Genomic DNA, 25,964 nt, shown 5'->3' with positions numbered 1-25,964 from the left:
GCTGAAATCAACTGATGTCGATAATGGTGTCGAGGACGGTTGTGCCCACTTCGACGATCTTGGCGCAGGCCTGGTAGTACTGCTGGTAGACAATGAGGTTGGCGGCCTCCTCGTCGAGGTTCACCCCCGACTCCGACTGCTGCAGAGTGCTAAGTTGCTCGGTCAGGGCCGACTGGGTTTCCAGTTGCGCCGCCACTCGGGTCGCAGTGCTGCCCACATCACTCACCAGCGCGGCATACGACTCGCTCAGGGTGGCACTACCGCCAACGATATCGCTGGTCTGCAGGTCGAGCATGGCCAAGGCATTGGTGTTGTCGCTGCTGCCACTGGTGGTGCCCGCGGCGATCTGTTCACCCTCGCTGATCAGGGTGGTGAAGCTGCTGGCGGCATTGCGGGTTGGCTGGACCAGGAAACTGTCGCCATCGTTGGCGCTGCCGCTGATCGTCAGTTCCATGCCTGCAAAACTGAGGGTGCCGCTGCTGCTGTCGTAAGCCGCGGCGACGCTGGCGCCGGTGTCGTTGCGGGTGACGGTGAAGCCATCCGTGTCCGAGTAGCTCACGGTGTAGTCGCTGGCACTGAGTTCACTGGCACTGGCGCTGGCGCTGAATGAGGCACTGATGGCCGCGTCCCCGGTGTTGCCGGTGTTGCCGTAGACCACGGGGTCGGCCACCGAGAAGAAATCGGTACCTGTATTGCCGTTGAGGTCGATTCCCTGGGCCTGGAGGGTGTTGAACGCCTGAGCCAGCGATACCGCCATCAGGCCTAATTGGTTCTGGGTTTCGGCCAGGGTGGTGTCGCGAAACTCCAACAAGCCTCCGAGGGCGCCGCTGTCGAGTGTGTCCTCGTCCAACGTCACGCTGTTGCCAGCGGCATCCACGTAGCTGATCGACAACTCGCTTGGATCGCTCGATGAGGGCTGGGTGGCCAGTTCGAAGCTGTCACCACCGGAGACCAACGCCATACCGTTGCTGAGCGATACGGTGTAGCTACCATTGTCCTGGACGGTGATGTCCACCGCCACCAGCTCACTGAGCTGACTTACCAGCAGATCACGCTGGTCCAACAAGTCGTTGGAGGCGCTGCCCAGCGACTCGGACAAGCTGATCTGCCCGTTCAGCGTGGCGATCTGGGCACTCAGGCCGTTGATCTGGGTGACTTGATCATCGATCTGGTTGTTCACATCGTCGGCCATCTCGGCCAGGTAGCTGCCCAGCTGATTGAACTGGCTGGCGAGGGTTTCCGCGCTGCCGACCACTTCCTCCCGCGCGGCGGTATCACTGGCGTCCGAAGTGAGCGTCTGGATGGCCGAGAAGAAGCTCTGTAGCAGCGAATCCAGGCTGGCGCCGCTGTCGGAGAGCAGACTGTCGATCTGGTCGACCTCGGTCTGGTAGGTGGACAGTGCACTTTGAGCACTGATCGCCCCATTGAGCTGGGCAGTGACGAACTGATTGTATTGGCGTGACACGCTGGATACCTGCACGCCGCTGCCGGAGGTGGCTTCGCTGAAGTTGGCGACCTGCCGGGTGTAGCCGTCGGTGTAGGCGTTGGTGGTGTTGTTGCTGCTGGTGGTGAGGGCGATCTGCGCCGCCGTGAGGCCGCTGACGCCAATGGAGATGATGTTCATCGAAAAACTCCTGGGCTACATGCTGCGCAACATCGGCTCCGCGCCCAGGCATCTTGACCCCAGGGCACGAATTGTTTGCATAAATACCGTCGCGACGCCGAGACACATCGCACCAATACCGTTACTGCCCGTCAGCCAGCACTTCGGCACCAGCGGCAGGTAGCGGGCCAATGGTGGCCATGACCGCAACCAGCTTCTGCGCATAACGCGGATCGGTGGCATACCCGCCTTCTTGCAGAGCGATAGCGGCTTGTGTGTTATTGGCGGCATTGCGGGCCGCGGCATAACCGGGACGGCTGCGGATCAACCGGGCATAGTCGTCGAAGGCAGCTTCCGCGTTTGGGTACACACGGAAACTTTCCTTCTGTTGTTGGGCCTCACCGGCAACGTACTCGGTAGTCGTCACTCGGGCGATCTCACCCTGCCAGCGCCCGCCTGCCTTAATGCCGAACAGGTTGTAGCTGTCCGCGCCATCGGCGGTGGTGATGCGCCGACGCCCCCAGTCGGTTTCCAGGGCCGCCTGGGCGAGAATCAGCTCGGCCGGCACCCCGCTGCTGCGTTCGGCCTTGCGAGCAGGGCCAGCCAGTCGCGCGACAAATGCCTCGACATGGTCCGCACGGTCGGTATCGTCGGCACTGACGGCGTGGCGCTTCCACGACTCGTATGCCACTGAGTGACGGGTCATGCCAACGAAGGGTGACTCACCACTTGCAGGCGCCACGCTCATAGGAAGTTGGGTTTCGCCGATGCCAACACCTGGAGCAAGCGCTCGGCCAGACAAACTGCGGGTCAGTTGCTCGGCCAGGCCCATGCCCCGCCCGGCCAGGGTCTGGGCCCATTGCTGGTCCAGCAGTTCGGTGTACAACTCCGTCTGTGAGTTGCTGGACAGCTCCGACTTGGGTATCGCGGCGCGCATGCTTTTCAGCATGTTCTGCAGAAACAGTGCCTCGAACTGCCGGGCAGCCTCCTTCAGGCCGGCCTCGCCGTTACGACTGGCCTGGCTACGCAGCCGCTGCAGGCCTTGGACATCCAGTGCGAACCCTGCGGCCCCTTCGGCAATGCTCATCAGATGATCTCCAGTTCCGCGCGCAGGGAGCCGGCCGCCTTGAGTGCCTGCAGTATCACCATCAGGTCCTGTGGTGTTGCACCCAGGGCATTCAGGCCCTTGACCACATCCATCAGGTCGGCGCTACCCTCCACCACGTGCAAGGCACGCGCCTGGGTCTCTATGGAAATATTGCTGTTGGCGGTGGCGGCGGTCTGACCACCACTGAGCGCGCCTGGCTGGCTGATGCTGTTGGTGGTGCCGATGGTCACCGACAGGTCGCCATGTGCCACGGCGGCACGGAACAGCTTCACAGAGCCATTGAGCACCACCGAGCCAGTGCGGGAGTCGAGAATGACCTTCGGTCGCGCTTGCATCGGCATGACTTCGATGCTGTCGATACGGGCCATGAAATTCACCCGCTCGTTGGCCGACAACGGCCCCTGGACCTGTACCAGGCCGCCATCCACCGCCGAGGCGACCGTGTTGCGCATTTCACTGTTGATGGCAAATACCACCCTCTGCGCCGTGGCCGGGTCCGGCTCGCGCAATTGCAGTTCAAGGATGCCATGCTCGGCGCCCAGGTCGAGCGGCACGCTGTGCTCCACCACGGCACCTCGGCTGATACGGCCGCCAGCAAGCTGGTTGATCTGCACGCTGCTGCCATTGGCGGCAGCGCCAGCACCGCCGACCAGCAGGTTGCCCTGGGCCATCGCGTATACATCGCCATCGGCACCTTTGAGCGGAGTCATCAACAGGGTCCCGCCCCGCAGACTGCGAGCATTGCCGATTGAAGACACCACCACATCGATCTGCTGACCGGGACGGGTCAGCGGCGGGAGATTAGCGGTCACGATCACAGCGGCAATGTTGCGCATCTGCATATTGGCGTCCGCCGGAAGGGTGACGCCCAGCTGCGACAGCATGTTGGTCAGGCCCTGCTCGGTGAAGGGGCTCTGGGTGGTCTGGTCACCCGTGCCATCAAGCCCGACCACCAGGCCATAACCCACCAAGCTGTTGGTGCGTATCCCGGCGAAGTCGGCGATGTCACGCACCTGCTCTGCCTGGGAGGGGCTGGCCAGTAGCAACGCAACCATCAGGATGTGAAGGTGGCGGGCAGCGCGGTGCAGCCGATGGTTCCACCCGGACGTGGACGGGGACTCAGCCATGTTTCACTCGCTAGAAAGGTGAAAGATTGAGAAGCACGCGATGGAGCCAGCCCATGCGTTGCGCTTCGTTGATGTAGCCTTCCCCCACGTACTCGATGCGCGCCCTGGAAACCTGTGTGGACAGCACGGTGTTCTCGCCAGTGATGGTGCGGGGGTTGACCACCCCGGAAAAACGGATGAATTCGGTGCCCTGGTTGATGGCGATCTGCTTGTCGCCGCGTACCCGCAAGTTGCCGTTGGGCAGCACTTCCATGACCGTGACCGAGATGGTTCCGGTGAAGGAGTTATTGGCCCGAGAGCCTCCACTGCCGCTGAACTCATGGTTGGTCGAGGCATTCAGTCCGTAATTGCCAACCTTGGATTCGCGGTCGGAACTGGTGGAGAACGCCAGGCCCAGGCTGCCACTGCGATCAGCGCTGGATGACGAGGTCTTGCTGGCACTGACCTGTTCGTTAAGTTCAACGGTGAGCGTATCCCCAACCATGCGGGGGCGTCGGTCCTCGAACAGTGGTTGCGAGCCCCGCCGTCCCTGGTAGATCGAGCCATTGGCCAGACGCTCGGGGGCAATCGGTACGTCCATGGACTCATCGGGTACCACAGGCTGGCGTACCAGTTGCCCACAGCCTGCTGCTGAAAGCGCACCAGCCAGCAGTACAGCGAGCGCGATGGTTGAGCGCAGATGCGATGAGAATCTGCTGGGTAGGAACATGGCCATCAGAGCTGCGTCAGGCGTTGAAGCATTTCGTCGGAGGTCTCGACGGATTTGCTATTGATCTCATAGGCACGCTGGGTCTGGATCATGCCGACCATTTCCTCCACCACGTTGACGTTGGAAGTCTCGACATAACCCTGGCTAAGGGTGCCACCGCCGTTAAGGCCGGGGGTGGTCTCGGTTGCCGTGCCCGATGCGTCGGTTTCCAGGTAAAGGTTCTGGCCGATACTCTGCAGCCCCGCGTTGTTGACGAACAGCGCCAGGTTCAACTGCCCGACCTGGGTCGAAGCGCTGCTGTTTGGCGTGGTCACTGACACGATGCCGTCGGAGCTGATGCTGATGGAGGTGGCATTGGCCGGAATGGTGATGCCGGCGGTCAGCTTGTAGCCGTTGGAACTGACCATCTCGCCGTTGGCATCGAGCTGGAAGCTGCCATCCCGGGTATAAGCTGTGGAACCGTCGGGCATGTCCACTTCAAAGAAGCCCAAGCCATTGATGGCCAGGTCCTTGGAGCTGCTTGTCTGTTCCAGGTTGCCCTGGGTGTGCAGGCGCTCGGTGGCCACCTGACGCACCCCGGTACCGACTTGCAACCCCGAAGGCAAGCGAGTATCGGTGCTGCTCTGGGCCCCGGGCTGACGCACGTTCTGGTACACGAGGTCTTCGAACACAGCCCGCGAGCGCTTGAAACCGTTGGTACTGACGTTGGCCAGGTTGTTGGCAATGACGTCAAGCTGCCCTTGCTGAGCTTCAAGCCCGGTCTTGGCCGTCCACAGTGATCTGATCATCGATCGGTTACCTCTTCATTCAGCGCCAACTCAACCCTGCAGGGAGAGGAGCTGGTTGGCTGTCTTGGCATTTTCATCGGCGGCACTGATGGCCTTCATCTGCATCTCGTAGCGGCGGGCGTTATCGATCATCGCGACCATTGCGCCGGTAGGGCTGACGTTGCTGCCCTCCAGCGCCGCCGGTGTCAGGCGCAGGCTCTCGTCACCCGGCAAAGGCTGACTGACGCCATTGGCATTGGCGGGCTGGCGGAACAATCCGTCGATACCCACCTCCAGGGTTCCCGGAGGGGCTGACACCAACTTCAGGCGGCCGACCGGACTCAGGCCTCGTGGCTCCATGCCCAGCTCGCGCACGCTGATGGTGCCGTCGCTGCCCACGCTGATCTCACTGCCCTGCGGAACGCTCAGGGGGCCGCCATCGCCAATGACCGGCAAGCCGGCCACGGTGATAGCGCCTTCGCCGTCGACTTGCAGGTCGCCACGACGGGTGTAGGCCTCTTCGCCGTCGGCGGTCTGCACCGCCAGCAGCGTGTCCTCGCCCAAGGCCACGTCCAGGTTGCGGTCGGTATGGGTGATGGGGCCCTCGGTCCAGTCCACGCCCACACCATGGGCACTCACCGAGACCCTTGTCGGCAGGCCCTCCCCCGCCACTGGCGAGGACTGCATTTCCACCAGTTGTGCACGGAAACCCGGAGTCACGATATTGGCGAGGTTGTTGGCCACCACCGCCTGCTGTTCGAGGGCCTGGTTCGCACCGCTCATGGCGGTGAAAAGCATCCGGTCCATGACGTCAGCTTCCGATGTTCACGGCTTGCTGCAGCACTTCGCTCTGGGCGGTTACCGACTTGGCGTTGGCCTGGAAGTTGCGCTGCGCGATGATCAAGTTCACCAACTCGGCGGTGAGGTCGACGTTGGAGTCTTCGGTGGTGCCGCTGAGAATCGAGCCGAGCGAGCCACTGCCGGCAACGCCCAGCAACGCCTGGCCAGAAGCGGTAGTGGCGAGCCAGGTGTTGTCGCCATTGGACTGCAAGCCATTCTCGTTAGCGAACGTCGCCAGCTGGATCTGGTCGATGTTCTGGGTTTGGTCGTTGGAATAGGTGGCGATGACCGTACCGGTGTCATCGATGGTGAAGCTCACCAGACTGCCGGAGGTGTAGCCGTTCTGGGAAATGCTCGACACCTCGGAGTCATTGCCGAACTGCGTGGTGCCGGTCAGGTCCAGCTGGATGGACATTTCGGCGGCGCCGTTGGACGGGTCGTAGGTGTAGGTGCCAGACGCGCCGCTGGTAATCAGTCCGCTGGAACTGAAGGTGACCGTCTGGCTTTCGCTCAACAGGTTGCCGTCGATGGCCGAGTGTACCTCCCAAGTGTTCTCGGCGGTCTTGCTGAAGTACAGCGTCGAGATGTGGCTGTTGCCCAGCGAATCGTAGACCGTGGCGGTGGTCGAGTATGAGTAGGTGGACGAATCGGTGGCGTCGAAGGTTTCGGTGATGATGTCTTCGCTGGAGTCTAGGTTCAGCTCTGCATCCAGTTCGGTACTGGCGCTGGCCTGCATGCCGGTGGTCGGGATCTGGATTACGCCATTGACGCCAAGCAACTGGTTGCCCGCTGCGTTTACCAGGTAGCCATCTGCGGTCAAGGTCAGCTGGCCATTGCGCGAGTACACCGTCTGCGTGCCATCGGTGAAGGTGAAGAAACCTTCGCCGTTGATGGCAAGGTCCAGGCTATTGTCGGTGGTGGTGAGGCTACCGGACTCAAAGTTCTGCACTACACCGGACACCGTGGTGCCCAGGCCCACATCGGCTCCCGAGTAGACGTCGGCGAACTGCACGGTCGAGCTCTTGAAGCCCACGGTTTGCGAGTTGGAGATGTTGTTGCTGACGACGTTCAGGTCGGTGGAAGCGGCCGACAGGCCACTCAGCGCTTGGGAAAAGCCCATGATTGTTCTCCTGATGAGCGAGCTTGGGTAGGGTTCAAAGCACCAGCTTGATATCGCTGAGTCCGACGTTGTCGTTGACGCCGCCCAGGTCGAGCGCCACCTCGTTGCTGCTGTCGGTGGTCACGCCGGTGACCAACGCGTATTTCAGCGTCGTGGCGCTGACGGCCACGTCGTCGCTGCTGGCGCTGACGCTGAAGGTGTAGCTGCCATCGACCGCGGTACTACCGTCGTCTTGGACGCCATCCCAATACAGGGTCTGGGTGCCGGCGCTCATGTCTCCGCCATCGAGGGTCGCGACGACATTTCCGCTGCTGTCCTTGATGGTGATGGTGACGCTGTCCGCATCGCTGCCCAGGGTGACGCCAAAGGCTGTGGCGGTGCCGCTCGCGACCTGAATGGAGTTGCCTTCGATGAGCACGCCGTTACCTACCAACGCCGAGGCTTGCAGGGTTTCCGAGGCACTGATCTGGCTGGAGATGCCTTCCAGAGTACTGGTCACCTCTTCGATGCTGCTGATGGTGCTGATCTGCGCCAGCTGAGTGACCATCTCGCTGTTGTCCAACGGATCGGTAGGGTCCTGGTTCTGCAACTGGGTGGTCAACAGTGTCAGGAACTGGTCCTGAAGCTCTTGCGAACTGGTGCTCGAACTCTCGCTGGTACTGCTGGAACTGTTCATGGTCGCAAGGACCGAACTGGCAATCGTGCTGGTCATGTTTAGGCCTCGCCAAGGGTCAGGGTCTTGAGCATCAGTTCTTTGCTGGTGGCCATGACTTCGACATTGGCCTGGTAGGAGCGCGAGGCGGCGATCATGTTCACCATCTCGCCCACCGGTTCGACGTTGGGCATGGTCACGTAGCCCGATTCATCGGCCAGTGGGTCGCCGGGGCGGTATTCCTGGCGCATCGGCGAGCCGTCCTCGACCACCTGGCTGACCCGCACACCACCGACCTCGCTGCCATCCTGGTACTGGGTTTCGAACACCACCTGACGGGCACGGTAGGCCTCGCTGTCGGGACCGCTGGTGGTATCGGCGTTGGCCAGGTTGCTGGCGGTCACGTTCATGCGCTCGGACTGGGCGCTAAGCGCAGAGCCGGCGATATCGAAAATGCTGAACATCGGCATGCTGTGTCCCCCGGTTATTCGGATTGCATCGCAGTCTTGAGTGACTGCAGGCGGTTGTTCAGAAAGGTCAGGCTCGCTTGGTAACGAACACTGTTGTCGGCGAACTGCGCCCGCTCGCGGTCCATGTCCACCGTGTTGCCGTCGAGGCTCGGCTGGTCCGGCACGCGATAAAGCAACTCACGGTTCGAAGTTGTGCTGAAGGAGGCGCGCAGATGCCGCTGTGAGGTGGTGACCAGGGCCATACCGCCATTGCCAAGTCGCCCTTCACTGAGAGAACTGGCCAGCTCGGCGGCGAAATCGAAGTCGCGCGCGCGGTAGTTAGGCGTGTCAGCGTTGGCGATGTTGTTGGCCAACACTTGCTGGCGCTCCGCTCGCAAGCTCATCGCGTCTTGCTGAAAGCGCAGCTCGTTGTCGAGTTTGTCGATCATGCCTGCAGTCCATGCCATCTATTGAACGGCCAGCAGATTAGAGGTCGAAGGCACGCGGCAAAGTGCTGAACAGGCCGCTATTTGGCGAGCAATTCGAGCTTTGCCTGTTCGAAGGCCTATCTAGAATGCGCCGCATGAAACACTGTTGGAGGCATCTCCCTGATGAAAGGGTTTCCCTCGTTTCACGCCCTGCTGGCACTGGCCTGCCTGGCCCATGCCAGCGCTTCCCTGGCCCAGACCGAAGTGCTGCAAGCGCGCATGCAGCGGCTGGTGGAGCAGAACCTGCCCGCCGGCAGCCGCCTGACGTCGCTGGATATAGGCCAGGTCTCTTCACGTATAGCTGCCTGTGACGACCCCCACCCCTATCTGGTGCACCCGCGCCGCTTACCTATCGGACGCGTGGCCGCCGGAGTGCGCTGCGGGACATTGGAAGGTGTCGCTGGCTATGTGCAAGTGATGGTTGGCGCGCTGGGCGCCTATGTGGTTACCGCCCGCAAGATAGACGCTGGGGAAGTGATCCAGGCGCAGATGCTGATCAGCCAACGCGGCCCCTTGGAAGAGCTGCCCAAAGGCAGCGCGCTGAGTTCCAGCGAGTTGGTCGGTCGGCAGGCCGCCCGCGGTGTCGCCAAAGGTTCGGTGGTGGCGCTCAAAGCCGTGCGAGAGCGATGGCTGGTCGAACGCGAGAAGCGCGTTTCTTTGAGAGCACTGGGAGCCGGATTCAGCCTGACCCGTGACGGCAAGGCCCTGGATAACGGCAGCCTGGGAAATACGGTGCGATTCAAGAGCAGCGACGGCCGAATGCTCAACGCTCAGGTCGTCGGCAAGAATCAACTGCTGCTGCAAAACTGATTTTTTCCTTCGAAACCCTACCGCTGGCCAAAGTTGCCCCATGCGGATGCCGATAGTGTTGCAACCACAGCCAACGAAGCCCTTATCGTGAAAATAACGAATTCCCAGCCTCCTAGCCTTCCTCTCCCGTCTGACAGCGGCCTTAACAGCGCCAGCCCGACCCAAGTTACGCCTCAGGACTTGGAAATGCTTCAGGAGGATGCCGTACAGCTCTCGCAGGTGAGCAGCCTCGGCGAGACCCATGGCATGGCTGATGTCGATCTGGAGAAAGTTGCGGCGCTGACCCATGCCATCGCCGAGGGCAGTTTCGAAATCGATTCGCAAAGCATCTACACGAGCCTGGTGTCTGAAGCCAGGGAACTACAGGGCAGTGAGCCGGCCTGAACGCCAGCCATGCTGGTTCAGCCTGAACGAGGAGTGATCATGAGCCTGGAAAAGCATCTGGACCTGCAACGCCAGGTGATCGAACAATTGCTGCAACTGCTGGACCAGGAACGCCTTATCCTTGCTCAGGCCAAGGTGGATGCCGAGCGCCTGCGTGAGTTGGTCGCTGGAAAACAGGCAGCCTTGTTGCGTCTGGAGCAACTGGAGGCGGTGCGCGTCGGCGCACAATTGAAGCTCGGCTTCGGACCAGGGCGCGAAGGCGCATTGCGGGCGGCACGAGAGGCCAATTGCCTGGCCGCCTGGCGCCGGCTGAGGCAGTCGGCTTTGCGGGCTCGAGCGCTCAACCGGAGTAATGGCGAGGCTCTGGATATTCGGCTCAAGGGCAACCAGCAAATTCTGGACTTCCTTGATCGAATCACTGCCGACAGGTTGTATGGGCCGAACGGGCGGCCAGTGCCTGGGTTATTGTGAGAAACTGCTGTGGCCTGCCGGGTGAAGTACCAGTGGGCGTTGTTTTTTCCTCAACCGCGCCTGAGAATCGACTCGATCTCTACATTGCACTTCAGCAATGCACTAATGATCGGGTCGACCTCTCGATCGAAACGCAACTGGGGAACGGCTACGTCGACGCATAGTAGTCGCTGAGGCCTGTCCGCAAGAAAGCCCCAATTCCGTAACACCCTCGGCATGTCCCTGAGCGTCTATCGCATATCCCCTTTCCCGAATGATGGCCAGTTCAGGCGGCAATCGTTCTTTCTGACTGATCGTGTTGCCGGTTCTTTTTTCAAGCCGGTGGTCCAGCAAATCGCCAGGCAGCTCAGCCAGCATTGCTTTCTCATGTGCCGTGCAGTTGATTTGGAAATGCGGTGCCAACAGACGAGACGACGCGCAGTTTCCAATCACATGGGTATTGATCTACCAAAAACAGAGTGATGCCCCCGATAGACACCGCTGGTGAGCCACAGGACCGTCGAGCAGAGCCATGCCCAAGTGCGTGGCCGGAATCTGGCTTACCTATCGATGGCGATCTTCTCGGGACAATTCTTGCGCTCCTCGATCGAGCTCATACCGAGTGGTAACTACACCCTCATCTTCGGTTGCAGCTGCGCATTAGCATGCGCTGATGCCATCCGGCTCAGTTGCAGAAGCGCAAACCGCCGGCAGCATCATTGCGCTTCATAATGAACACGAAGCTCAGAAAACCCACCAGCCCCTGCCTCGGAAAAGTCTGTAGTCAATAAAAAAGCGAAGCCAAATGAATGGCTTCGCTTCAGTTATTGTCGCTTACTAGATAGCTGTTTCTAGAACGGAATATCGTCGTCGAAGCTATCGAAGTCGGCGGCTGGCTGTGGAGCTGGCTGCTGCGGCGCGGGACGCTGTGGTGCCTGTTGCGGACGTGGGGCCTGCTGGCGCGGTGCCTGGTTGTACTGCTGCTGGCCACCGTAGTTGCCGCCACCCTGGTTGTAGGGGTCGCCGCCCTGCTGCTGGTTCTGCGGACGGCCGCCGAGCAGCTGCATGGTGCCCTGCATGTCGACGATGATTTCGGTGGTGTAGCGCTTGATGCCGTCTTTTTCCCACTCGCGAGTCTGCAGCTTGCCCTCGATGTAGACTTGGGAACCCTTGCGCAGGTATTCACCAGCAATTTCGGCAACCTTGCCGAACAGCGACACACGGTGCCACTCGGTACGCTCGACCTTCTGACCGGACTGCTTGTCGGTCCACTGCTCACTGGTAGCCAGGCTCAGGTTGGTCACGGCGTTACCGTTGGGCAGGTAGCGGACTTCGGGATCCTGACCGCAGGTGCCGACCAGAATGACTTTGTTAACCCCACGGGCCATAACGTTCTCCTAGGCTTCGCACGCCGAAGAGGCTGGATTCACCAGACGCTCCAGGGTCGCACGGTCCAAAATTTTCGTATCCAGTTTGATATAGATGGCGGCCTCGTCTGCCACCACCACGGCGTCGGTTACACCCGGCACGGCCATCAGACGCTCGGTCAGTCCGGCTTCACGGACGGCCTCGGGCGACAGCGGCATGCGCAGGCTGGTCACATAGGGCGGCTCGTTCATACGCAAGGCAACGACCAACCAAATGGCGCAGAGCCCTGCACAACCGAGGAACACCATGCTCAGCCCACCGTGCTGGAACAACCAGCCACCGATGATTCCTCCCAGAGCAGCGCCGAGGAACTGGCTGGTGGAATATACCCCCATCGCCGTCCCTTTGCCGCCAGCGGGCGACACCTTGCTCACCAACGAAGGCAACGACGCCTCCAGCAAGTTGAATGCGGTAAAGAATACCACGGTGCCGATCACCAGTCCGCGCAAGTTGTCAGCCCATTCCCAGAAGAACACCTCGACTAGCAGCAGCACAGCGACCGCACCAACCAAAACGCGCTTCATCTTGCGCTTCTTTTCGCCGTAGATGATGAACGGGACCATTGCAAAAAATGAGATGAACAACGCGGTCAGGTACACCCACCAGTGCTCTTCCTTGGGCAGCCCGCCACGCTCGACGAACGCCAACGGCAGCGCCACGAAGCTGGCCATGAGGATGGCATGAAGGATGAAAATGCCCGCGTCCAGGCGCAGAAGGTCCGGATGGCGCAGGGTCGGGCCGAGGGCCTGGCGCGCCACACCTGACTCTCGGTGCTGCAAGGTGCTGTGGGTATTAGGCACCAGGAAGGCGATCAGCGCGATACCGACCAGCGCCAACGCTGCGGTGGCGAGGAATAGTCCTGACAAGCCGAAGGCACGTGTCAGCAAGGGGCCGACGACCATGGCTACAGCGAACGACAGGCCGATGCTCATGCCGATCATGGCCATGGCCTTGGTACGGTGCTGCTCGCGTGTCAGGTCTGACAGCAACGCCATGACCGCTGCGGAAATCGCCCCTGCGCCTTGCAGGATGCGACCGGCGATCACGCCCCAGATCGAGTCGGCCTGGGCCGCCAGCACACTGCCCAGGGCGAAGATGACCAAGCCCAGGTAGATCACCGGGCGACGGCCGATGCGGTCGGAAATCACCCCGAACGGGATCTGCAGCACCGCTTGGGTCAATCCATAGGCACCGATGGCCAGGCCAATCAGCGCGGGGGTAGCGCCGGCAAGGTCCATGCCGTAGGTGGCCAGCACGGGCAAGACCATGAACATGCCCAGCATACGAAAGGCAAAGACCAGAGCCAGGCCGCCTGCGGCGCGGGTTTCGCTGCCACTCATGCGTTCGTTGTGGGTGTCGTGCATGGTTTAACCTCGTATGAACCGGCGGCGATTCTACCAGTCCGACAGCTTGACGGCATCTACGCGACGCTTTGCCGCGTACTGGCAGCGCGCCGTATACTTCCTTGTTTATGCCCGCAGAGCGAGGCCGCAGTGGACAAGATCCTGATTCGTGGGGCACGTACCCACAACCTGAAGAACATCGACCTGACCCTGCCCCGGGACAAGCTGATCGTGATCACCGGCCTGTCCGGCTCCGGTAAGTCATCCCTGGCGTTCGACACCCTGTACGCCGAAGGCCAGCGCCGCTACGTCGAGTCGCTCTCGGCCTATGCCCGACAGTTCCTGTCGATGATGGAAAAACCCGACGTCGACACCATCGAGGGGCTGTCGCCGGCCATTTCCATCGAACAGAAATCGACGTCGCACAACCCACGCTCGACCGTCGGCACCATTACCGAGATCTACGACTACCTGCGCCTGCTCTATGCCCGTGTCGGTACGCCGCGTTGCCCTGACCACGACATTCCGCTGGAAGCGCAGACCATCAGCCAAATGGTCGACCTGGTGCTTGCCCAACCCGAGGGCAGCAAACTCATGCTGCTGGCCCCGGTGATCCGCGAGCGCAAGGGCGAGCACCTGGCTGTGTTCGACGAACTTCGCGCCCAGGGCTTCGTCCGTGCACGGGTCAATGGCAAGCTCTACGAGCTCGACGAACTGCCCAAGCTGGACAAGCAGAAGAAGCACAGCATCGATGTAGTGGTAGACCGTTTCAAAGTGCGTGCCGATTTGCAGCAGCGCCTGGCCGAGTCGTTCGAGACAGCCCTGAAACTGGCGGACGGCATTGCCCTGGTGGCGCCGATGGACGACGAGGCCGGCGAAGAGATGATCTTCTCCGCACGCTTCGCCTGCCCTATCTGCGGTCATGCGATCAGCGAGCTGGAACCGAAGCTGTTCTCCTTCAACAATCCCGCTGGCGCCTGCCCGACGTGCGACGGTCTGGGCGTAAAGCAGTTCTTCGACACCAAGCGCCTTGTCAATGCCGAGCTGACGCTGGCCGAAGGGGCGATCCGCGGCTGGGACCGGCGCAACGTCTATTACTTCCAGATGCTCGGCTCGCTGGCCGCGCACTATGGCTTCAGCCTCGAAGCGCCTTTCGAGCAGCTCTCTGCGGAACACCAGAAGGTCATTCTTCAGGGCAGTGGCAAGCAGAGCGTCGACTTCAAGTACCTCAACGACCGCGGGGACATCGTCAAGCGTTCGCACCCGTTCGAGGGCATCGTGCCGAACCTGGAGCGGCGCTACCGTGAGACCGAGTCGGCCACCGTGCGCGAAGAACTGGCCAAATTCCTCGGCACGCAGCCCTGCCCGGACTGCCGTGGTACGCGTTTGCGCCGTGAAGCCCGCCATGTTTGGGTCGGGGAGAAGACCCTACCAGCAGTGACCAACCTGCCGATCGGCGAAGCCAGCGATTACTTCGGCGCATTGACCCTGACCGGTCGGCGCGGTGAAATCGCCGCGAAAATCCTCAAGGAAATCTGTGAACGCCTGCAGTTTCTGGTCAACGTCGGCCTCGACTACCTGACACTGGACCGCAGCGCCGAGACCTTGTCCGGCGGCGAAGCCCAGCGTATCCGCCTGGCAAGCCAGATCGGCGCAGGCTTGGTGGGGGTGATGTACATCCTCGATGAACCGTCCATCGGACTTCATCAACGCGACAACGATCGCTTGCTGGCCACCCTCAACCACCTGCGGGACCTGGGCAATACGGTGATCGTCGTCGAACACGACGAGGATGCCATTCGCCTGGCCGACTATGTCGTCGACATCGGCCCCGGGGCGGGCGTGCATGGCGGCCGGATCGTCGCCGAGGGTACACCACAGGAAGTGATGGCTCACCCTGACTCGCTCACCGGCAAGTACCTGTCCGGTCGCAAGAAGATCGTGGTGCCGGCCAAACGCACGCCGCGCAACAAGAAGCTGCAACTCAAACTCAAGGGTGCGCGAGGCAATAACCTGCAGAACGTCGATCTGGAGGTGCCGATCGGTCTGCTGACCTGCGTGACCGGTGTCTCCGGCTCGGGCAAGTCGACCCTGATCAACAACACCCTGTTCCCCCTGGCCGCCACCGCCCTCAATGGCGCAAGCAGCCTGGAGGCTGCCGCCCACACCAGCATCGATGGCCTGCAGCACCTGGATAAAGTGGTCGATATCGACCAGAGCCCGATTGGCCGTACACCACGCTCGAACCCAGCCACCTATACCGGCATCTTCACTCCGATCCGCGAGCTGTTCGCGGGCGTGCCGGAATCGCGATCCCGCGGTTACGGACCGGGGCGCTTCTCGTTCAACGTCAAAGGTGGCCGTTGCGAAGCGTGCCAGGGCGATGGCCTGATCAAGGTCGAAATGCACTTCCTGCCGGATATCTACGTACCGTGCGATGTCTGCAAGAGCAAGCGCTATAACCGTGAGACGCTTGAGATCAAGTACAAGGGCAAGAACATCCACGAAGTACTGGAAATGACCATCGAGGATGCCCGCGAGTTCTTCGACGCCGTCCCCGCGCTGGCGCGCAAGCTTCAGACCCTGATGGATGTCGGGCTTTCGTACATCAAGCTGGGGCAGTCGGCTACCACGTTGTCCGGTGGTGAGGCGCAACGGGTGAAGCTGTCGCGCGAGCTGTCCAAGCGCGACACGGGCAAAACGCTGTATATCCTCGATGAGCCGACCACCGGCCTGCACTTCGCCGACATCCAGCAGCTGCTGGACGTACTGCATCGCCTGCGCGACCACGGCAACACCGTAGTGGTGATCGAGCACAACCTGGACGTGATCAAGACAGCCGACTGGCTGGTGGATCTGGGGCCTGAGGGTGGCTCCAAGGGTGGCCAGATCATCGCCTGTGGTACACCGGAAGAACTGAGCAACACCAAACAGTCCTATACCGGGCATTACCTCAAACCGTTGCTGGAGCGGGACCGGGCATAAACAAAAAGCCCCTGGCAGTTGATTGCCAGGGGCTTTGGGTATCAGGGTGGCCGGCGTTACATCTGCGACTGCAGGTAGTTCTCCAGGCCTATGGCCTTGATCAGGCCCTGCTGCTTCTCCAGCCAGTAGGTGTGATCTTCCTCGGTGTCGGCCAACTGCGCACGCAGGATATCGCGGCTGACGTAATCCTTGTGCAGCTCGCAAAGCTCGATGCCTTTGCACAGTGCAGCCCGTACCTTGTACTCGAGCTTCAGATCCGCTTCGATCATCTCCGGCACGGTTGTACCCACTTCGAGGTCATCCGCGCGCATGTCTGGCGTACCTTCGAGCATGAGAATTCGACGCATCAGGGCATCGGCGTGCTGCGTCTCTTCTTCCATCTCATGGTTGATTCGCTCGTAGAGCTTGGACAGGCCCCAGTCTTCGTACATACGCGAGTGGATGAAGTACTGGTCGCGCGCCGCCAGTTCGCCCTTCAGCAATGTAACGAGGTAGTTGATAACATCCGGGTGACCTTGCATCGCCCTGTTTCTCCATGTGAAAACGTCTATGCCACATAGTGTGAACCAGCTTTCGCGCGCGGTCACTGAAAAACGCGCAATTAGAAGTAAAAAATCGGCTAAACAGTAGTGATATTCATTGAAAAACCGCCCAATTGAGGGCGGTTCTCCTTATCACTTCGACTTAGGCGAGGTTTACGCCCAACGCCTTGGCTATCCCTTCTGCGTAGGCCGGGTCAGCCTTGAAGAAGTGCTGCAGCTGCCGCTGAACCACCTCTTCGCTGACACCGGCCATGGCGCCGGCGATGTTGCGGAAAAGAAGTGCCTTTTGCTGCTCACTCATCAAGCGGAACAACGCACCGGCATGACTGTAGTAGTCATTGTCCTCACGGTGATCGTAACGATCCGCGGCACCACTCAAGGGCAACGCGGGCTCGGCGTGACGTGCCGACTGCTTGGGCGCGTCCGCGTAGCTGTTCGGCTCATAGTTCGGCGCACTGCCATAGCTACCGTTAGCCATCGAGCCATCGCGCTGGTAGCTGTGCATCGGACAGCGCGGCGCGTTAACCGGCAACTGCTGATGGTTGGTCCCGACGCGGTAGCGGTGGGCGTCTGCATAGGCGAACACGCGGCCTTGCAGCATGCGGTCGGGCGAGAGGCCAACGCCAGGCACCATGTTGCTCGGGCCGAACGTGGCTTGCTCGACTTCGGCAAAGTAGTTCAACGGGTTACGGTTGAGCTCCAGAACGCCCACCTCGATCAGCGGAAAATCTTTCTGCGACCAGGTTTTCGTGACATCGAACGGATTCTCGCCACGTCCGGCTGCCTCGGCTTCGCTCATCACCTGGATGCAAACAGTCCAGCGCGGGTAATCGCCGCGTGCAATGGCCTCGAACAGGTCACGCTGCGCGTAATCCGGATCAGTACCTGCCAAACGCGCGGCTTCGGAAGGTTCCAGATTCTTGATGCCCTGCTGGGTCTTGAAGTGCCATTTGACCCAGGTGCGCTCACCTTGGGCATTGACCAAGCTGTAGGTGTGGCTGCCGAACCCGTGCATGTGGCGATAGCCATCCGGAATTCCGCGGTCAGAGAACAGAATGGTGACCTGGTGCAGCGCTTCGGGCGAGTGCGACCAGAAATCCCACATCATCTGGGCATTTTTCAGGTTGGTCTGCGGATGGCGCTTCTGGGTGTGGATAAAGTCAGGGAACTTCAACGGATCGCGGATGAAGAATACCGGCGTGTTGTTGCCAACGATGTCCCAGTTGCCTTCTTCGGTATAGAACTTGACGGCAAAACCGCGCGGGTCGCGCTCGGTGTCGGCCGAGCCACGCTCACCCCCTACAGTAGAGAAGCGCAGGAAGGTCTCCGTTTGCTTGCCGACCTCCGAGAACAGTTTCGCATGGGTGTAATGGGTGATGTCGCGGGTCACCGTGAAGGTACCGTAAGCACCCGAGCCCTTGGCGTGTACACGACGCTCGGGGATGTTCTCACGGTTGAAATGGGCGAGTTTCTCCACCAGGTGGAAATCATCGAGCAACAGCGGGCCGCGCGGGCCTGCAGAACGGGAATTCTGGTTATCGGCTACGGGTGCACCGCTGGCGGTGGTGAGAATCTTGCTCATGGGCTCTCCTTATGGGGTCTTGATGTGCCGACCAAACGGCTTGAGGAGAGTATTGGCGAACGAGGTTACAAGAACAAATTCATTGAATGACTAACATCAATAGATAATTACAATACATGTAAAGACAAAAAACCGGGCACTAGGCCCGGTTCTTTGTAGCAGACAGAACGTCTTACTCAGCAGCTTCTACAGCACCGCCGACCGGACGATCAACCAGCTCGACGTACGCCATAGGGGCGTTGTCGCCAGCGCGGAAACCGCACTTCAGGATGCGCAGGTAGCCGCCCTGACGGGTGGCGTAACGCTTGCCCAGGTCGTTGAACAGTTTGCCAACAGCGGACTTCGAACGGGTACGGTCGAAGGCCAGACGACGGTTAGCAACGCTGTCTTCCTTGGCCAGGGTGATCAGCGGCTCGGCAACGCGGCGCAGTTCCTTGGCTTTCGGCAGGGTGGTTTTGATCAGCTCGTGCTCGATCAGCGACACAGCCATGTTCTGGAACATAGCTTTGCGGTGAGAGCTGGTACGGCTCAGGTGACGTCCACTTTTACGATGACGCATGATTCATTCCTTACCAAACACTACGTTCGGTGATTACGACGATCAGGCGGTCGCCTTGTCGTCTTTCTTAAGACTTGCAGGCGGCCAGTTGTCGAGGCGCATGCCGAGAGACAGACCACGAGAGGCCAGCACGTCCTTGATTTCAGTCAGGGACTTCTTGCCCAGGTTAGGAGTCTTCAACAGCTCTACTTCGGTACGCTGAATCAGGTCGCCGATGTAGTAGATGTTCTCCGCCTTGAGGCAGTTGGCCGAACGTACAGTCAGTTCCAGGTCGTCAACCGGACGCAGCAGGATCGGATCGATCTCGTCTTCCTGCTCGACTACGACAGGCTCGCTGTCACCTTTGAGGTCGACGAACGCGGCCAGCTGCTGTTGCAGGATGGTCGCAGCGCGGCGGATAGCCTCTTCAGGATCCAGGGTGCCGTTGGTTTCCAGATCAATGACCAGCTTGTCCAGGTTGGTACGCTGTTCAACACGGGCGTTCTCGACCACGTAGGCGATACGACGCACCGGGCTGAACGAAGCGTCCAGCTGGAGACGGCCAATGCTGCGGCTTTCGTCTTCGTCAGTTTGACGAGAGTCGGCCGGCTCGTAACCGCGACCACGAGCTACAGTGAGCTTCATGTTCAGGGCGCCGTTGGACGCCAGGTTCGCGATTACGTGATCGGGGTTGACGATCTCGACATCGTGATCCAGCTGAATATCGGCAGCGGTAACCACCCCCGAACCCTTTTTCGACAAGGTCAGCGTAACTTCGTCACGACCGTGCAGCTTGATAGCCAGACCTTTCAGGTTCAACAGGATTTCAATTACGTCTTCCTGTACACCTTCGATCGCGGAGTACTCGTGGAGTACGCCATCGATCTCGGCCTCGACTACTGCACAGCCAGGCATGGAGGACAACAGGATGCGGCGCAGCGCGTTGCCCAGGGTATGGCCGAAACCACGCTCGAGAGGCTCGAGCGTAATCTTGGCGCGGGTTGGACTGACTACCTGCACGTCAATGTGACGGGGAGTCAGGAACTCATTTACCGAAATCTGCATGGATGCACCTATTTTCTAGCCCTTACTTGGAGTAGAGCTCGACAATCAGGTTTTCGTTGATGTCGGCAGACAGGTCGCTGCGAGCAGGAACGTTCTTGAAAACGCCCGACTTTTTAGCAGCATCTACGTCTACCCACTCAACGCGGCCACGCTGGGCGCACAGTTCAAGGGCTTGAACAATGCGCAGCTGGTTCGACGACTTCTCGCGAACCGCGACCACGTCACCCGGACGAACTTGGTAGGATGGAATGTTTACAGTCTTACCGTTGACGCTGATCGCTTTGTGCGAAACCAGCTGACGGGACTCGGAACGAGTCGAGCCGAAGCCCATACGGTAGACGACGTTATCCAGACGGCACTCGAGCAGTTGCAGCAGGTTCTCACCAGTTGCGCCTTTTTTCGAGGCAGCAGCTTGGTAGTAACCGCGGAACTGACGCTCCAGAACACCGTAGATACGACGGACTTTTTGTTTCTCGCGCAGCTGGGTACCGTAGTCGGACTGACGGCCACGGCGCTGGCCGTGGATACCTGGGGCTGCTTCGATGTTGCACTTCGATTCCAGAGCGCGAACGCCGCTCTTCAGGAACAGGTCAGTGCCTTCACGGCGAGACAGTTTGCATTTTGGACCAATGTAACGTGCCATTTATCTGTCTCCTGATTACACGCGACGCTTCTTCGGCGGACGGCACCCGTTGTGCGGGATAGGCGTCACGTCGGTGATGCTGGCGATCTTGTAGCCGCAGCTGTTCAGTGCACGAACGGCGGACTCACGACCTGGACCTGGACCCTTGACGTTAACGTCGAGGTTCTTCAGACCATATTCCAGCGCAGCTTGACCAGCACGTTCAGCAGCGATCTGAGCTGCGAACGGGGTGGATTTGCGCGAACCACGGAAACCCGAACCACCGGAGGTAGCCCAGGACAACGCGTTGCCCTGACGGTCGGTGATGGTCACGATGGTGTTGTTGAAAGACGCATGGATGTGGGCGATGCCATCAACCACTGTCTTTTTGACTTTCTTACGAGGACGAGCAGCAGGTTTTGCCATGTCTATATTCCTGGGCGATTACTTGCGGATCGGCTTACGCGGGCCCTTACGGGTGCGTGCGTTGGTCTTGGTGCGCTGACCGCGAACCGGCAGACCTTTACGATGACGCAGGCCGCGGTAGCAACCCAGGTCCATCAAGCGTTTGATCTTCATGTTGATGTCACGACGCAGGTCACCTTCAGTGGTGAACTTCGCGACTTCGCCACGCAGGATTTCGATTTGCTCGTCGCTCAGATCCTTGATCTTAGCGGCTGGGTTGACACCAGCGTCTGCACAGATCTTCTGTGCAGTAGTGCGACCGACACCATAGATGTAGGTCAGCGAGATAACAGTATGCTTGTTATCTGGAATGTTGACGCCTGCAATACGGGCCATTCAGTGGGACTCCAATTGACAGCTACCTACGCCCCGGAAGCCAAGAAATAGGGCGCGAGATAATATCGCTGTAGAAACGAATAATCAACCCAGCAGCACACTAGCTGCTGGGTTTGAAGCGCAGATCACACTCAGCCTTGGCGCTGTTTGTGACGCGGTTCCGCGCTGCAGATCACTCGTACGACGCCTTCGCGACGAATGATTTTGCAGTTGCGGCACAGCTTTTTCACCGATGCACGAACTTTCATTACCGACTCCTCGAACCTTAGGGGCGTATCAGCGCAGCAGACCGCTGCCACCGTAGCCTTTCAGGTTGGCTTTCTTCATCAGGGATTCGTACTGGTGCGAAACGAGGTGCGATTGTACTTGGGACATGAAGTCCATCACAACCACTACCACAATCAGCAACGAGGTCCCGCCAAGGTAGAACGGCACATTTGCTGCCACCACCAGGAACTGGGGCAGAAGGCAGACGGCCATCATGTAAAGAGCACCGAACATGGTCAGACGAGTCAGAACGCCATCAATGTAGCGTGCCGACTGCTCACCAGGACGGATACCCGGAATAAAGGCACCGGACTTCTTCAGGTTTTCCGCTACGTCTTTCGGGTTGAACATCAGCGCTGTGTAGAAGAAGCAGAAGAAAATGATCCCTGCACTAAACAGCAGAATGTTCAACGGCTGACCAGGAGCGATCGACTGCGAGATGTCCTGCAGCCAGCCCATACCTTCGGACTGACCGAACCAGGCACCCAGCGAAGCCGGGAACAGCAGAATGCTGCTCGCGAAGATGGCCGGGATAACCCCTGCCATGTTCACTTTCAACGGCAAGTGGCTGGTCTGCGCAGCGAAGACCTTACGGCCCTGCTGACGCTTGGCGTAGTGAACGGCGATACGACGCTGACCACGCTCGATGAACACCACGAAACCGATAATCGCTACTGCCAGCAAACCGATAGCGACCAGGGCGAAGATGTTGATATCGCCTGTGCGTGCAGACTCGAAAGACTGCCCGATTGCTCTCGGAAGACCGGCAACGATACCTGCGAAGATCAACATCGAGATACCGTTGCCCACACCGCGCTCGGTGATCTGCTCGCCCAGCCACATCATGAACATCGCGCCAGCCACGAACGTGGAGACGGCAACGACATGGAAGCCCAGGCCTACAGAAAACGCCACGCCCTGGTTGGCCAGGCCAATGGACATGCCAATGGCTTGAACCAGTGCCAGGATAACGGTGCCGTAGCGGGTGTACTGGCTGATCTTGCGACGGCCAGCTTCACCTTCCTTCTTCAACTGCTCCAGTTGCGGGCTGACCGCAGTCATCAGCTGCATGATGATCGATGCCGAGATATACGGCATGATCCCCAGTGCAAAGATGCTCATGCGCTCGAGCGCGCCACCGGAAAACATGTTGAACAAGCTAAGAATGGTCCCCTCATTCTGCCGAAACAGATCCGCCAGACGGTCTGGATTGATGCCAGGAACCGGGATATGCGCACCTATCCGATAGACGATGATCGCCATGAACAGAAAGCGCAGACGAGCCCAGAGTTCCGACATCCCGCCCTTACCGAGCGAAGAGAGAGCACCTTGCTTAGCCATTTATTCCTCGAACTTGCCGCCAGCTGCTTCGATAGCCGCACGCGCACCCTTGGTGGCTGCGATACCCTTGATGGTGACTGCGCGAGTGACTTCGCCAGACAGCATGATTTTCACACGCTGGACGTTCTGGCCGATCACGTTGGCATCCTTCAGGGATTGCACGGAGACCACGTCGCCTTCCACCTTGGCCAGCTCGGACAGACGCACTTCTGCGCGGTCCATGGCTTTCAGGGAAACGAAGCCGAACTTCGGCAGGCGACGGTGCAGCGGCTGTTGACCGCCTTCGAAGCCCGGAGCGATCGAACCACCCGAACGGGAAGTCTGACCTTTGTGGCCACGGCCGCCAGTCTTACCCAGACCGCTACCGATACCACGACCCGGACGATGCTTTTCGCGACGGGAACCCGGCGCTGGACTCAGATCATTGAGTTTCATCGATTAACCCTCGACGCGCAGCATGTAGTAAGCCTTGTTGATCATCCCGCGGTTCTCGGGAGTATCCTGGACTTCTACAGTGTGACCGATGCGACGCAGACCCAGGCCTTTAACGCACAGTTTGTGGTTAGGCAGACGGCCGGCGGTGCTTTTGATCAGCGTTACTTTTACGGTTGCCATGATCAGATGATCTCCTCAACGCTCTTGCCGCGCTTGGCAGCAATGGACTCAGGAGATTGCATGGCTTTCAGACCCTTGAAGGTGGCGTAAACCACGTTCACTGGGTTGGTCGAACCGTAGCACTTGGCCAGGACGTTCTGAACGCCAGCAACTTCCAGGACGGCACGCATGGCGCCGCCGGCGATGATACCGGTACCTTCCGAGGCAGGCTGCATGTAAACCTTCGAGGCGCCGTGGGCGGCCTTGGTGGCGTACTGCAGGGTGGTGCCTTTCAGGTCAACCTGAATCATGTTGCGACGAGCAGCTTCCATGGCTTTCTGGATCGCGGCAGGTACTTCGCGCGATTTGCCACGGCCGAAACCAACACGACCCTTGCCATCACCAACCACGGTCAGCGCGGTGAAGGTGAAGATACGGCCGCCTTTAACGGTTTTAGCTACGCGGTTAACTTGAACCAGCTTCTCGATGTAGCCTTCGTCGCGCTTTTGATCGTTATTTGCCATAACTTAGAACTCCAGCCCGCCTTCACGAGCAGCATCAGCCAGCGCTTTGACGCGGCCGTGGTACTTGAAGCCGGAACGGTCAAAGGCAACTTGAGATACACCGGCGGCTTTCGCACGCTCAGCTACCAGCTTGCCAACCTTAGTGGCCGCGTCGATGTTGCCGGTGGCGCCATCACGCAGTTCTTTGTCCAAGGTCGAGGCGCTTGCCAGAACCTTGCTGCCGTCGGCCGAAATGACCTGGGCATAGATGTGCTGCGAGGAGCGGAACACGCAGAGACGCACGACTTCGAGTTCGTGCATTTTCAGGCGTGCTTTGCGAGCGCGACGCAGTCGAGTAACTTTTTTGTCGGTCATTTGCTAGGCCCTACTTCTTCTTGGCTTCTTTACGACGGACTACTTCGTCCGCGTAACGCACACCCTTGCCTTTGTAAGGCTCTGGCGGACGGAAGTCGCGGATTTCAGCGGCCACCTGACCCACCAGCTGCTTATCGATACCCTTGATCAGGATGTCGGTCTGGCTTGGGGTTTCAGCGGTGATACCGGCTGGCAGTTCGTAGTCCACTGGGTGCGAGAAGCCCAGAGCCAGGTTCAGAACGGTGCCTTTAGCCTGTGCCTTGTAACCAACACCGACCAGCTGGAGCTTACGCTCGAAGCCTTGGCTTACGCCTTGGACCATGTTGTTGACCAGAGCACGGGTAGTACCGGCCATGGCGCGAGCTTGCTGGTCACCATTGCGAGCGACGAAACGCAGCTCGCCAGACTCTTCGGTAACTTCAACAGACGAGTGAACATTCAGTTCGAGAGTGCCTTTGGCACCCTTAACCGAAAGCTGTTGGCCGGCGAATTTGACTTCGACACCAGCTGGCAGCTTAACGGGGTTCTTAGCGACGCGAGACATGCCTATCTCCCCTTAGAACACTGTGCACAGAACTTCGCCGCCGACACCGGCAGCGCGCGCAGCGCGATCAGTCATCACACCTTTGTTGGTGGAGACGATAGACACGCCCAGACCGCCACGTACTTTCGGCAGGTCAGAGACGGACTTGTACTGGCGCAGGCCTGGACGGCTGGAGCGCTTCAGCTCCTCGATGACCGGACGGCCTTCGAAGTACTTCAGTTCGATCGACAGGGAAGGCTTGGCTTCGCCACTGACCTGGTAGCCAGCGATGTAACCTTCGTCCTTCAGAACTTTGGCAACCGCGACCTTCAGGGTGGAGGAAGGCATGCTTACGACGGACTTTTCAGCCATCTGGGCATTACGGATGCGAGTTAGCATGTCCGCTAACGGGTCCTGCATACTCATGGGCTAGATGCTCCTGATACAAGAATTATTAGCCTTGCGGCTATCACAACCACCCGAGCAGGCAGGGCAAAAAACCCAGGCTCAGGTGAGCCGGTCATTCTAGACACAAGACAGAAACGAAACAAGCCCCGTATAGGGGCTTGTTTGTTGGCGAGGTCACCGACGGTCGGAAGATTGCTCCCCTTCCGCCGGGATCACACCTGCAGCGATTACCAGGAGGCTTTGACCAGGCCTGGTACGTCGCCGCGCATTGCAGCTTGACGCAGCATGTTACGGCCCAGGCCGAACTTACGGTATACACCGTGAGGACGACCGGTCAGGCGGCAACGGTTGCGCAGGCGCGAAGCGCTGGCGTCACGTGGCTGTTTCTGCAGAGCGACTACGGCAGCGAAACGCTCTTCTGGAGAGGCGTTCAGGTTGACGATGGTCGCTTTCAGCTCGGCACGCTTCTTAGCGTACTTGGCTACCGTGAGCTGACGCTTCAGCTCGCGGTTCTTCATGCTCTTCTTGGCCATTTTCCTA

Annotated in this window: 33 protein-coding genes; 4 read left to right on the top strand and 29 right to left on the bottom strand. The window is 59.7% G+C overall.

The annotated features are described in order from the left end of the window. Positions 1–7: 7 nt before the first annotated feature. The 10 genes from flgK to flgB all read right to left on the bottom strand — a co-directional run bounded on the left by flgK (position 8) and on the right by flgB (position 8,824). Complete coding sequence (flgK, locus tag C4Q26_RS14400) at positions 8–1,624, bottom strand: flagellar hook-associated protein FlgK (RefSeq protein ID WP_104883208.1); 1,617 nt, start codon at positions 1,622–1,624, stop codon at positions 8–10. 121 nt (positions 1,625–1,745) lie between these two features. Continuing rightward, positions 1,746–2,690, bottom strand: coding sequence for a flagellar assembly peptidoglycan hydrolase FlgJ (gene flgJ, locus C4Q26_RS14395; protein WP_104883207.1), 945 nt, complete (start codon positions 2,688–2,690; stop codon positions 1,746–1,748). Beyond that, the gene (locus C4Q26_RS14390; protein WP_104883206.1) at positions 2,690–3,838 is read right to left on the bottom strand and encodes a flagellar basal body P-ring protein FlgI; all 1,149 of its coding nucleotides are present in this window, start codon (positions 3,836–3,838) and stop codon (positions 2,690–2,692) included. Before C4Q26_RS14390 ends, flgJ begins: the two co-directional genes overlap by 1 nt. A 10-nt stretch (positions 3,839–3,848) precedes the next feature. Continuing rightward, a complete protein-coding gene (locus tag C4Q26_RS14385; RefSeq protein ID WP_256583265.1) occupies positions 3,849–4,418 on the bottom strand; it encodes a flagellar basal body L-ring protein FlgH in 570 nt (189 codons plus the stop codon). A gap of 134 nt (positions 4,419–4,552) precedes the next feature. Further along, a complete protein-coding gene (flgG, locus tag C4Q26_RS14380; protein WP_104883205.1) occupies positions 4,553–5,335 on the bottom strand; it encodes a flagellar basal-body rod protein FlgG in 783 nt (260 codons plus the stop codon). Between the two features lie 30 nt (positions 5,336–5,365). Next, positions 5,366–6,121, bottom strand: coding sequence for a flagellar basal body rod protein FlgF (locus tag C4Q26_RS14375; protein ID WP_104883204.1), 756 nt, complete (start codon positions 6,119–6,121; stop codon positions 5,366–5,368). Positions 6,122–6,125: 4 nt separating this feature from the next. After that, on the bottom strand, positions 6,126–7,274 hold the full coding sequence (gene flgE, locus C4Q26_RS14370) for a flagellar hook protein FlgE (protein WP_104883203.1): 1,149 nt from the start codon (positions 7,272–7,274) through the stop codon (positions 6,126–6,128). Between the two features lie 34 nt (positions 7,275–7,308). Continuing rightward, positions 7,309–7,986 carry a flagellar hook assembly protein FlgD gene (locus C4Q26_RS14365; protein ID WP_104883202.1) on the bottom strand — a complete coding sequence of 226 codons (678 nt, stop codon included), beginning with the start codon at positions 7,984–7,986 and terminating at the stop codon, positions 7,309–7,311. A gap of 2 nt (positions 7,987–7,988) precedes the next feature. Next, positions 7,989–8,396, bottom strand: a complete 408-nt coding sequence (gene flgC, locus C4Q26_RS14360; protein ID WP_104883201.1) for a flagellar basal body rod protein FlgC — start codon at positions 8,394–8,396, stop codon at positions 7,989–7,991. 14 nt (positions 8,397–8,410) lie between these two features. Beyond that, positions 8,411–8,824 (bottom strand): flagellar basal body rod protein FlgB, encoded by a 414-nt coding sequence (flgB, locus tag C4Q26_RS14355; RefSeq protein WP_104883200.1) that lies wholly within the window; start codon positions 8,822–8,824, stop codon positions 8,411–8,413. A gap of 162 nt (positions 8,825–8,986) precedes the next feature. Here flgB and flgA point away from each other — a divergent pair, with 162 nt between their 5' ends. The 3 genes from flgA to C4Q26_RS14340 all read left to right on the top strand — a co-directional run bounded on the left by flgA (position 8,987) and on the right by C4Q26_RS14340 (position 10,528). Beyond that, entirely contained in the window at positions 8,987–9,673 is a 687-nt protein-coding gene (gene flgA / locus C4Q26_RS14350; protein ID WP_104883199.1) for a flagellar basal body P-ring formation chaperone FlgA, read from the top strand. Positions 9,674–9,859: 186 nt separating this feature from the next. After that, positions 9,860–10,057: a flagellar biosynthesis anti-sigma factor FlgM gene (locus tag C4Q26_RS14345; RefSeq protein ID WP_104883198.1), complete on the top strand. Its 198-nt coding sequence runs from the start codon at positions 9,860–9,862 to the stop codon at positions 10,055–10,057. 39 nt (positions 10,058–10,096) lie between these two features. Continuing rightward, on the top strand, positions 10,097–10,528 hold the full coding sequence (locus C4Q26_RS14340; RefSeq protein WP_104883197.1) for a flagella synthesis protein FlgN: 432 nt from the start codon (positions 10,097–10,099) through the stop codon (positions 10,526–10,528). 102 nt (positions 10,529–10,630) lie between these two features. Here the strand turns inward: C4Q26_RS14340 and C4Q26_RS28800 are convergent, their stop codons facing one another. From C4Q26_RS28800 to C4Q26_RS14320, 3 genes are all read right to left on the bottom strand, one after another. Continuing rightward, the gene (locus tag C4Q26_RS28800) at positions 10,631–10,885 is read right to left on the bottom strand and encodes an IclR family transcriptional regulator C-terminal domain-containing protein (protein ID WP_104883196.1); all 255 of its coding nucleotides are present in this window, start codon (positions 10,883–10,885) and stop codon (positions 10,631–10,633) included. A 473-nt stretch (positions 10,886–11,358) separates the two neighbouring features. Next, entirely contained in the window at positions 11,359–11,895 is a 537-nt protein-coding gene (locus C4Q26_RS14325) for a single-stranded DNA-binding protein (RefSeq protein ID WP_023382618.1), read from the bottom strand. Between the two features lie 9 nt (positions 11,896–11,904). Continuing rightward, the gene (locus tag C4Q26_RS14320; protein WP_023382619.1) at positions 11,905–13,299 is read right to left on the bottom strand and encodes an MFS transporter; all 1,395 of its coding nucleotides are present in this window, start codon (positions 13,297–13,299) and stop codon (positions 11,905–11,907) included. 129 nt (positions 13,300–13,428) lie between these two features. Here C4Q26_RS14320 and uvrA point away from each other — a divergent pair, with 129 nt between their 5' ends. Beyond that, positions 13,429–16,263 (top strand): excinuclease ABC subunit UvrA, encoded by a 2,835-nt coding sequence (gene uvrA / locus C4Q26_RS14315; RefSeq protein ID WP_023382620.1) that lies wholly within the window; start codon positions 13,429–13,431, stop codon positions 16,261–16,263. 56 nt (positions 16,264–16,319) lie between these two features. On the opposite strand, the gene bfr is transcribed toward uvrA, so the two are convergent. From bfr to rpsN, 16 genes are all read right to left on the bottom strand, one after another. Further along, a complete protein-coding gene (gene bfr, locus C4Q26_RS14310; RefSeq protein ID WP_023382621.1) occupies positions 16,320–16,784 on the bottom strand; it encodes a bacterioferritin in 465 nt (154 codons plus the stop codon). Between the two features lie 163 nt (positions 16,785–16,947). Then, positions 16,948–18,387 (bottom strand): catalase, encoded by a 1,440-nt coding sequence (locus tag C4Q26_RS14305; protein WP_104881181.1) that lies wholly within the window; start codon positions 18,385–18,387, stop codon positions 16,948–16,950. A 172-nt stretch (positions 18,388–18,559) separates the two neighbouring features. Then, entirely contained in the window at positions 18,560–18,946 is a 387-nt protein-coding gene (gene rplQ, locus C4Q26_RS14300) for a 50S ribosomal protein L17 (RefSeq protein WP_003255451.1), read from the bottom strand. A 42-nt stretch (positions 18,947–18,988) separates the two neighbouring features. Continuing rightward, positions 18,989–19,990 (bottom strand): DNA-directed RNA polymerase subunit alpha, encoded by a 1,002-nt coding sequence (rpoA, locus tag C4Q26_RS14295; protein WP_003255452.1) that lies wholly within the window; start codon positions 19,988–19,990, stop codon positions 18,989–18,991. Positions 19,991–20,012: 22 nt separating this feature from the next. Next, positions 20,013–20,633, bottom strand: coding sequence for a 30S ribosomal protein S4 (rpsD, locus tag C4Q26_RS14290; RefSeq protein ID WP_023382623.1), 621 nt, complete (start codon positions 20,631–20,633; stop codon positions 20,013–20,015). A 15-nt stretch (positions 20,634–20,648) separates the two neighbouring features. Beyond that, entirely contained in the window at positions 20,649–21,038 is a 390-nt protein-coding gene (rpsK, locus tag C4Q26_RS14285; protein WP_003255454.1) for a 30S ribosomal protein S11, read from the bottom strand. Between the two features lie 18 nt (positions 21,039–21,056). After that, a complete protein-coding gene (gene rpsM, locus C4Q26_RS14280; RefSeq protein ID WP_023382624.1) occupies positions 21,057–21,413 on the bottom strand; it encodes a 30S ribosomal protein S13 in 357 nt (118 codons plus the stop codon). 131 nt (positions 21,414–21,544) lie between these two features. Then, positions 21,545–21,661, bottom strand: a complete 117-nt coding sequence (gene rpmJ, locus C4Q26_RS14275; protein WP_002555468.1) for a 50S ribosomal protein L36 — start codon at positions 21,659–21,661, stop codon at positions 21,545–21,547. Positions 21,662–21,689: 28 nt separating this feature from the next. Beyond that, positions 21,690–23,021, bottom strand: coding sequence for a preprotein translocase subunit SecY (gene secY, locus C4Q26_RS14270; RefSeq protein WP_003257108.1), 1,332 nt, complete (start codon positions 23,019–23,021; stop codon positions 21,690–21,692). Beyond that, the gene (gene rplO, locus C4Q26_RS14265; protein WP_023382625.1) at positions 23,022–23,456 is read right to left on the bottom strand and encodes a 50S ribosomal protein L15; all 435 of its coding nucleotides are present in this window, start codon (positions 23,454–23,456) and stop codon (positions 23,022–23,024) included. 3 nt (positions 23,457–23,459) lie between these two features. Beyond that, a complete protein-coding gene (gene rpmD / locus C4Q26_RS14260) occupies positions 23,460–23,636 on the bottom strand; it encodes a 50S ribosomal protein L30 (protein ID WP_009397493.1) in 177 nt (58 codons plus the stop codon). Positions 23,637–23,638: 2 nt separating this feature from the next. Continuing rightward, a complete protein-coding gene (gene rpsE / locus C4Q26_RS14255; RefSeq protein WP_023382626.1) occupies positions 23,639–24,139 on the bottom strand; it encodes a 30S ribosomal protein S5 in 501 nt (166 codons plus the stop codon). Between the two features lie 3 nt (positions 24,140–24,142). Beyond that, complete coding sequence (rplR, locus tag C4Q26_RS14250; RefSeq protein WP_009397496.1) at positions 24,143–24,493, bottom strand: 50S ribosomal protein L18; 351 nt, start codon at positions 24,491–24,493, stop codon at positions 24,143–24,145. A gap of 10 nt (positions 24,494–24,503) precedes the next feature. Continuing rightward, positions 24,504–25,037: a 50S ribosomal protein L6 gene (rplF, locus tag C4Q26_RS14245; protein WP_009681972.1), complete on the bottom strand. Its 534-nt coding sequence runs from the start codon at positions 25,035–25,037 to the stop codon at positions 24,504–24,506. Positions 25,038–25,049: 12 nt separating this feature from the next. Next, a complete protein-coding gene (gene rpsH, locus C4Q26_RS14240; protein WP_023382627.1) occupies positions 25,050–25,442 on the bottom strand; it encodes a 30S ribosomal protein S8 in 393 nt (130 codons plus the stop codon). Positions 25,443–25,651: 209 nt separating this feature from the next. Continuing rightward, on the bottom strand, positions 25,652–25,957 hold the full coding sequence (gene rpsN / locus C4Q26_RS14235; RefSeq protein ID WP_013970638.1) for a 30S ribosomal protein S14: 306 nt from the start codon (positions 25,955–25,957) through the stop codon (positions 25,652–25,654). Positions 25,958–25,964: the final 7 nt, after the last annotated feature.

The organism is Pseudomonas sp. SWI44 (assembly GCF_002947915.1).
GTDB lineage: Bacteria > Pseudomonadota > Gammaproteobacteria > Pseudomonadales > Pseudomonadaceae > Aquipseudomonas > Aquipseudomonas taiwanensis.
The sequence above is the reverse complement of the archived record's forward strand: the minus strand, read 5'-3'. Positions and strand labels throughout refer to the sequence as shown.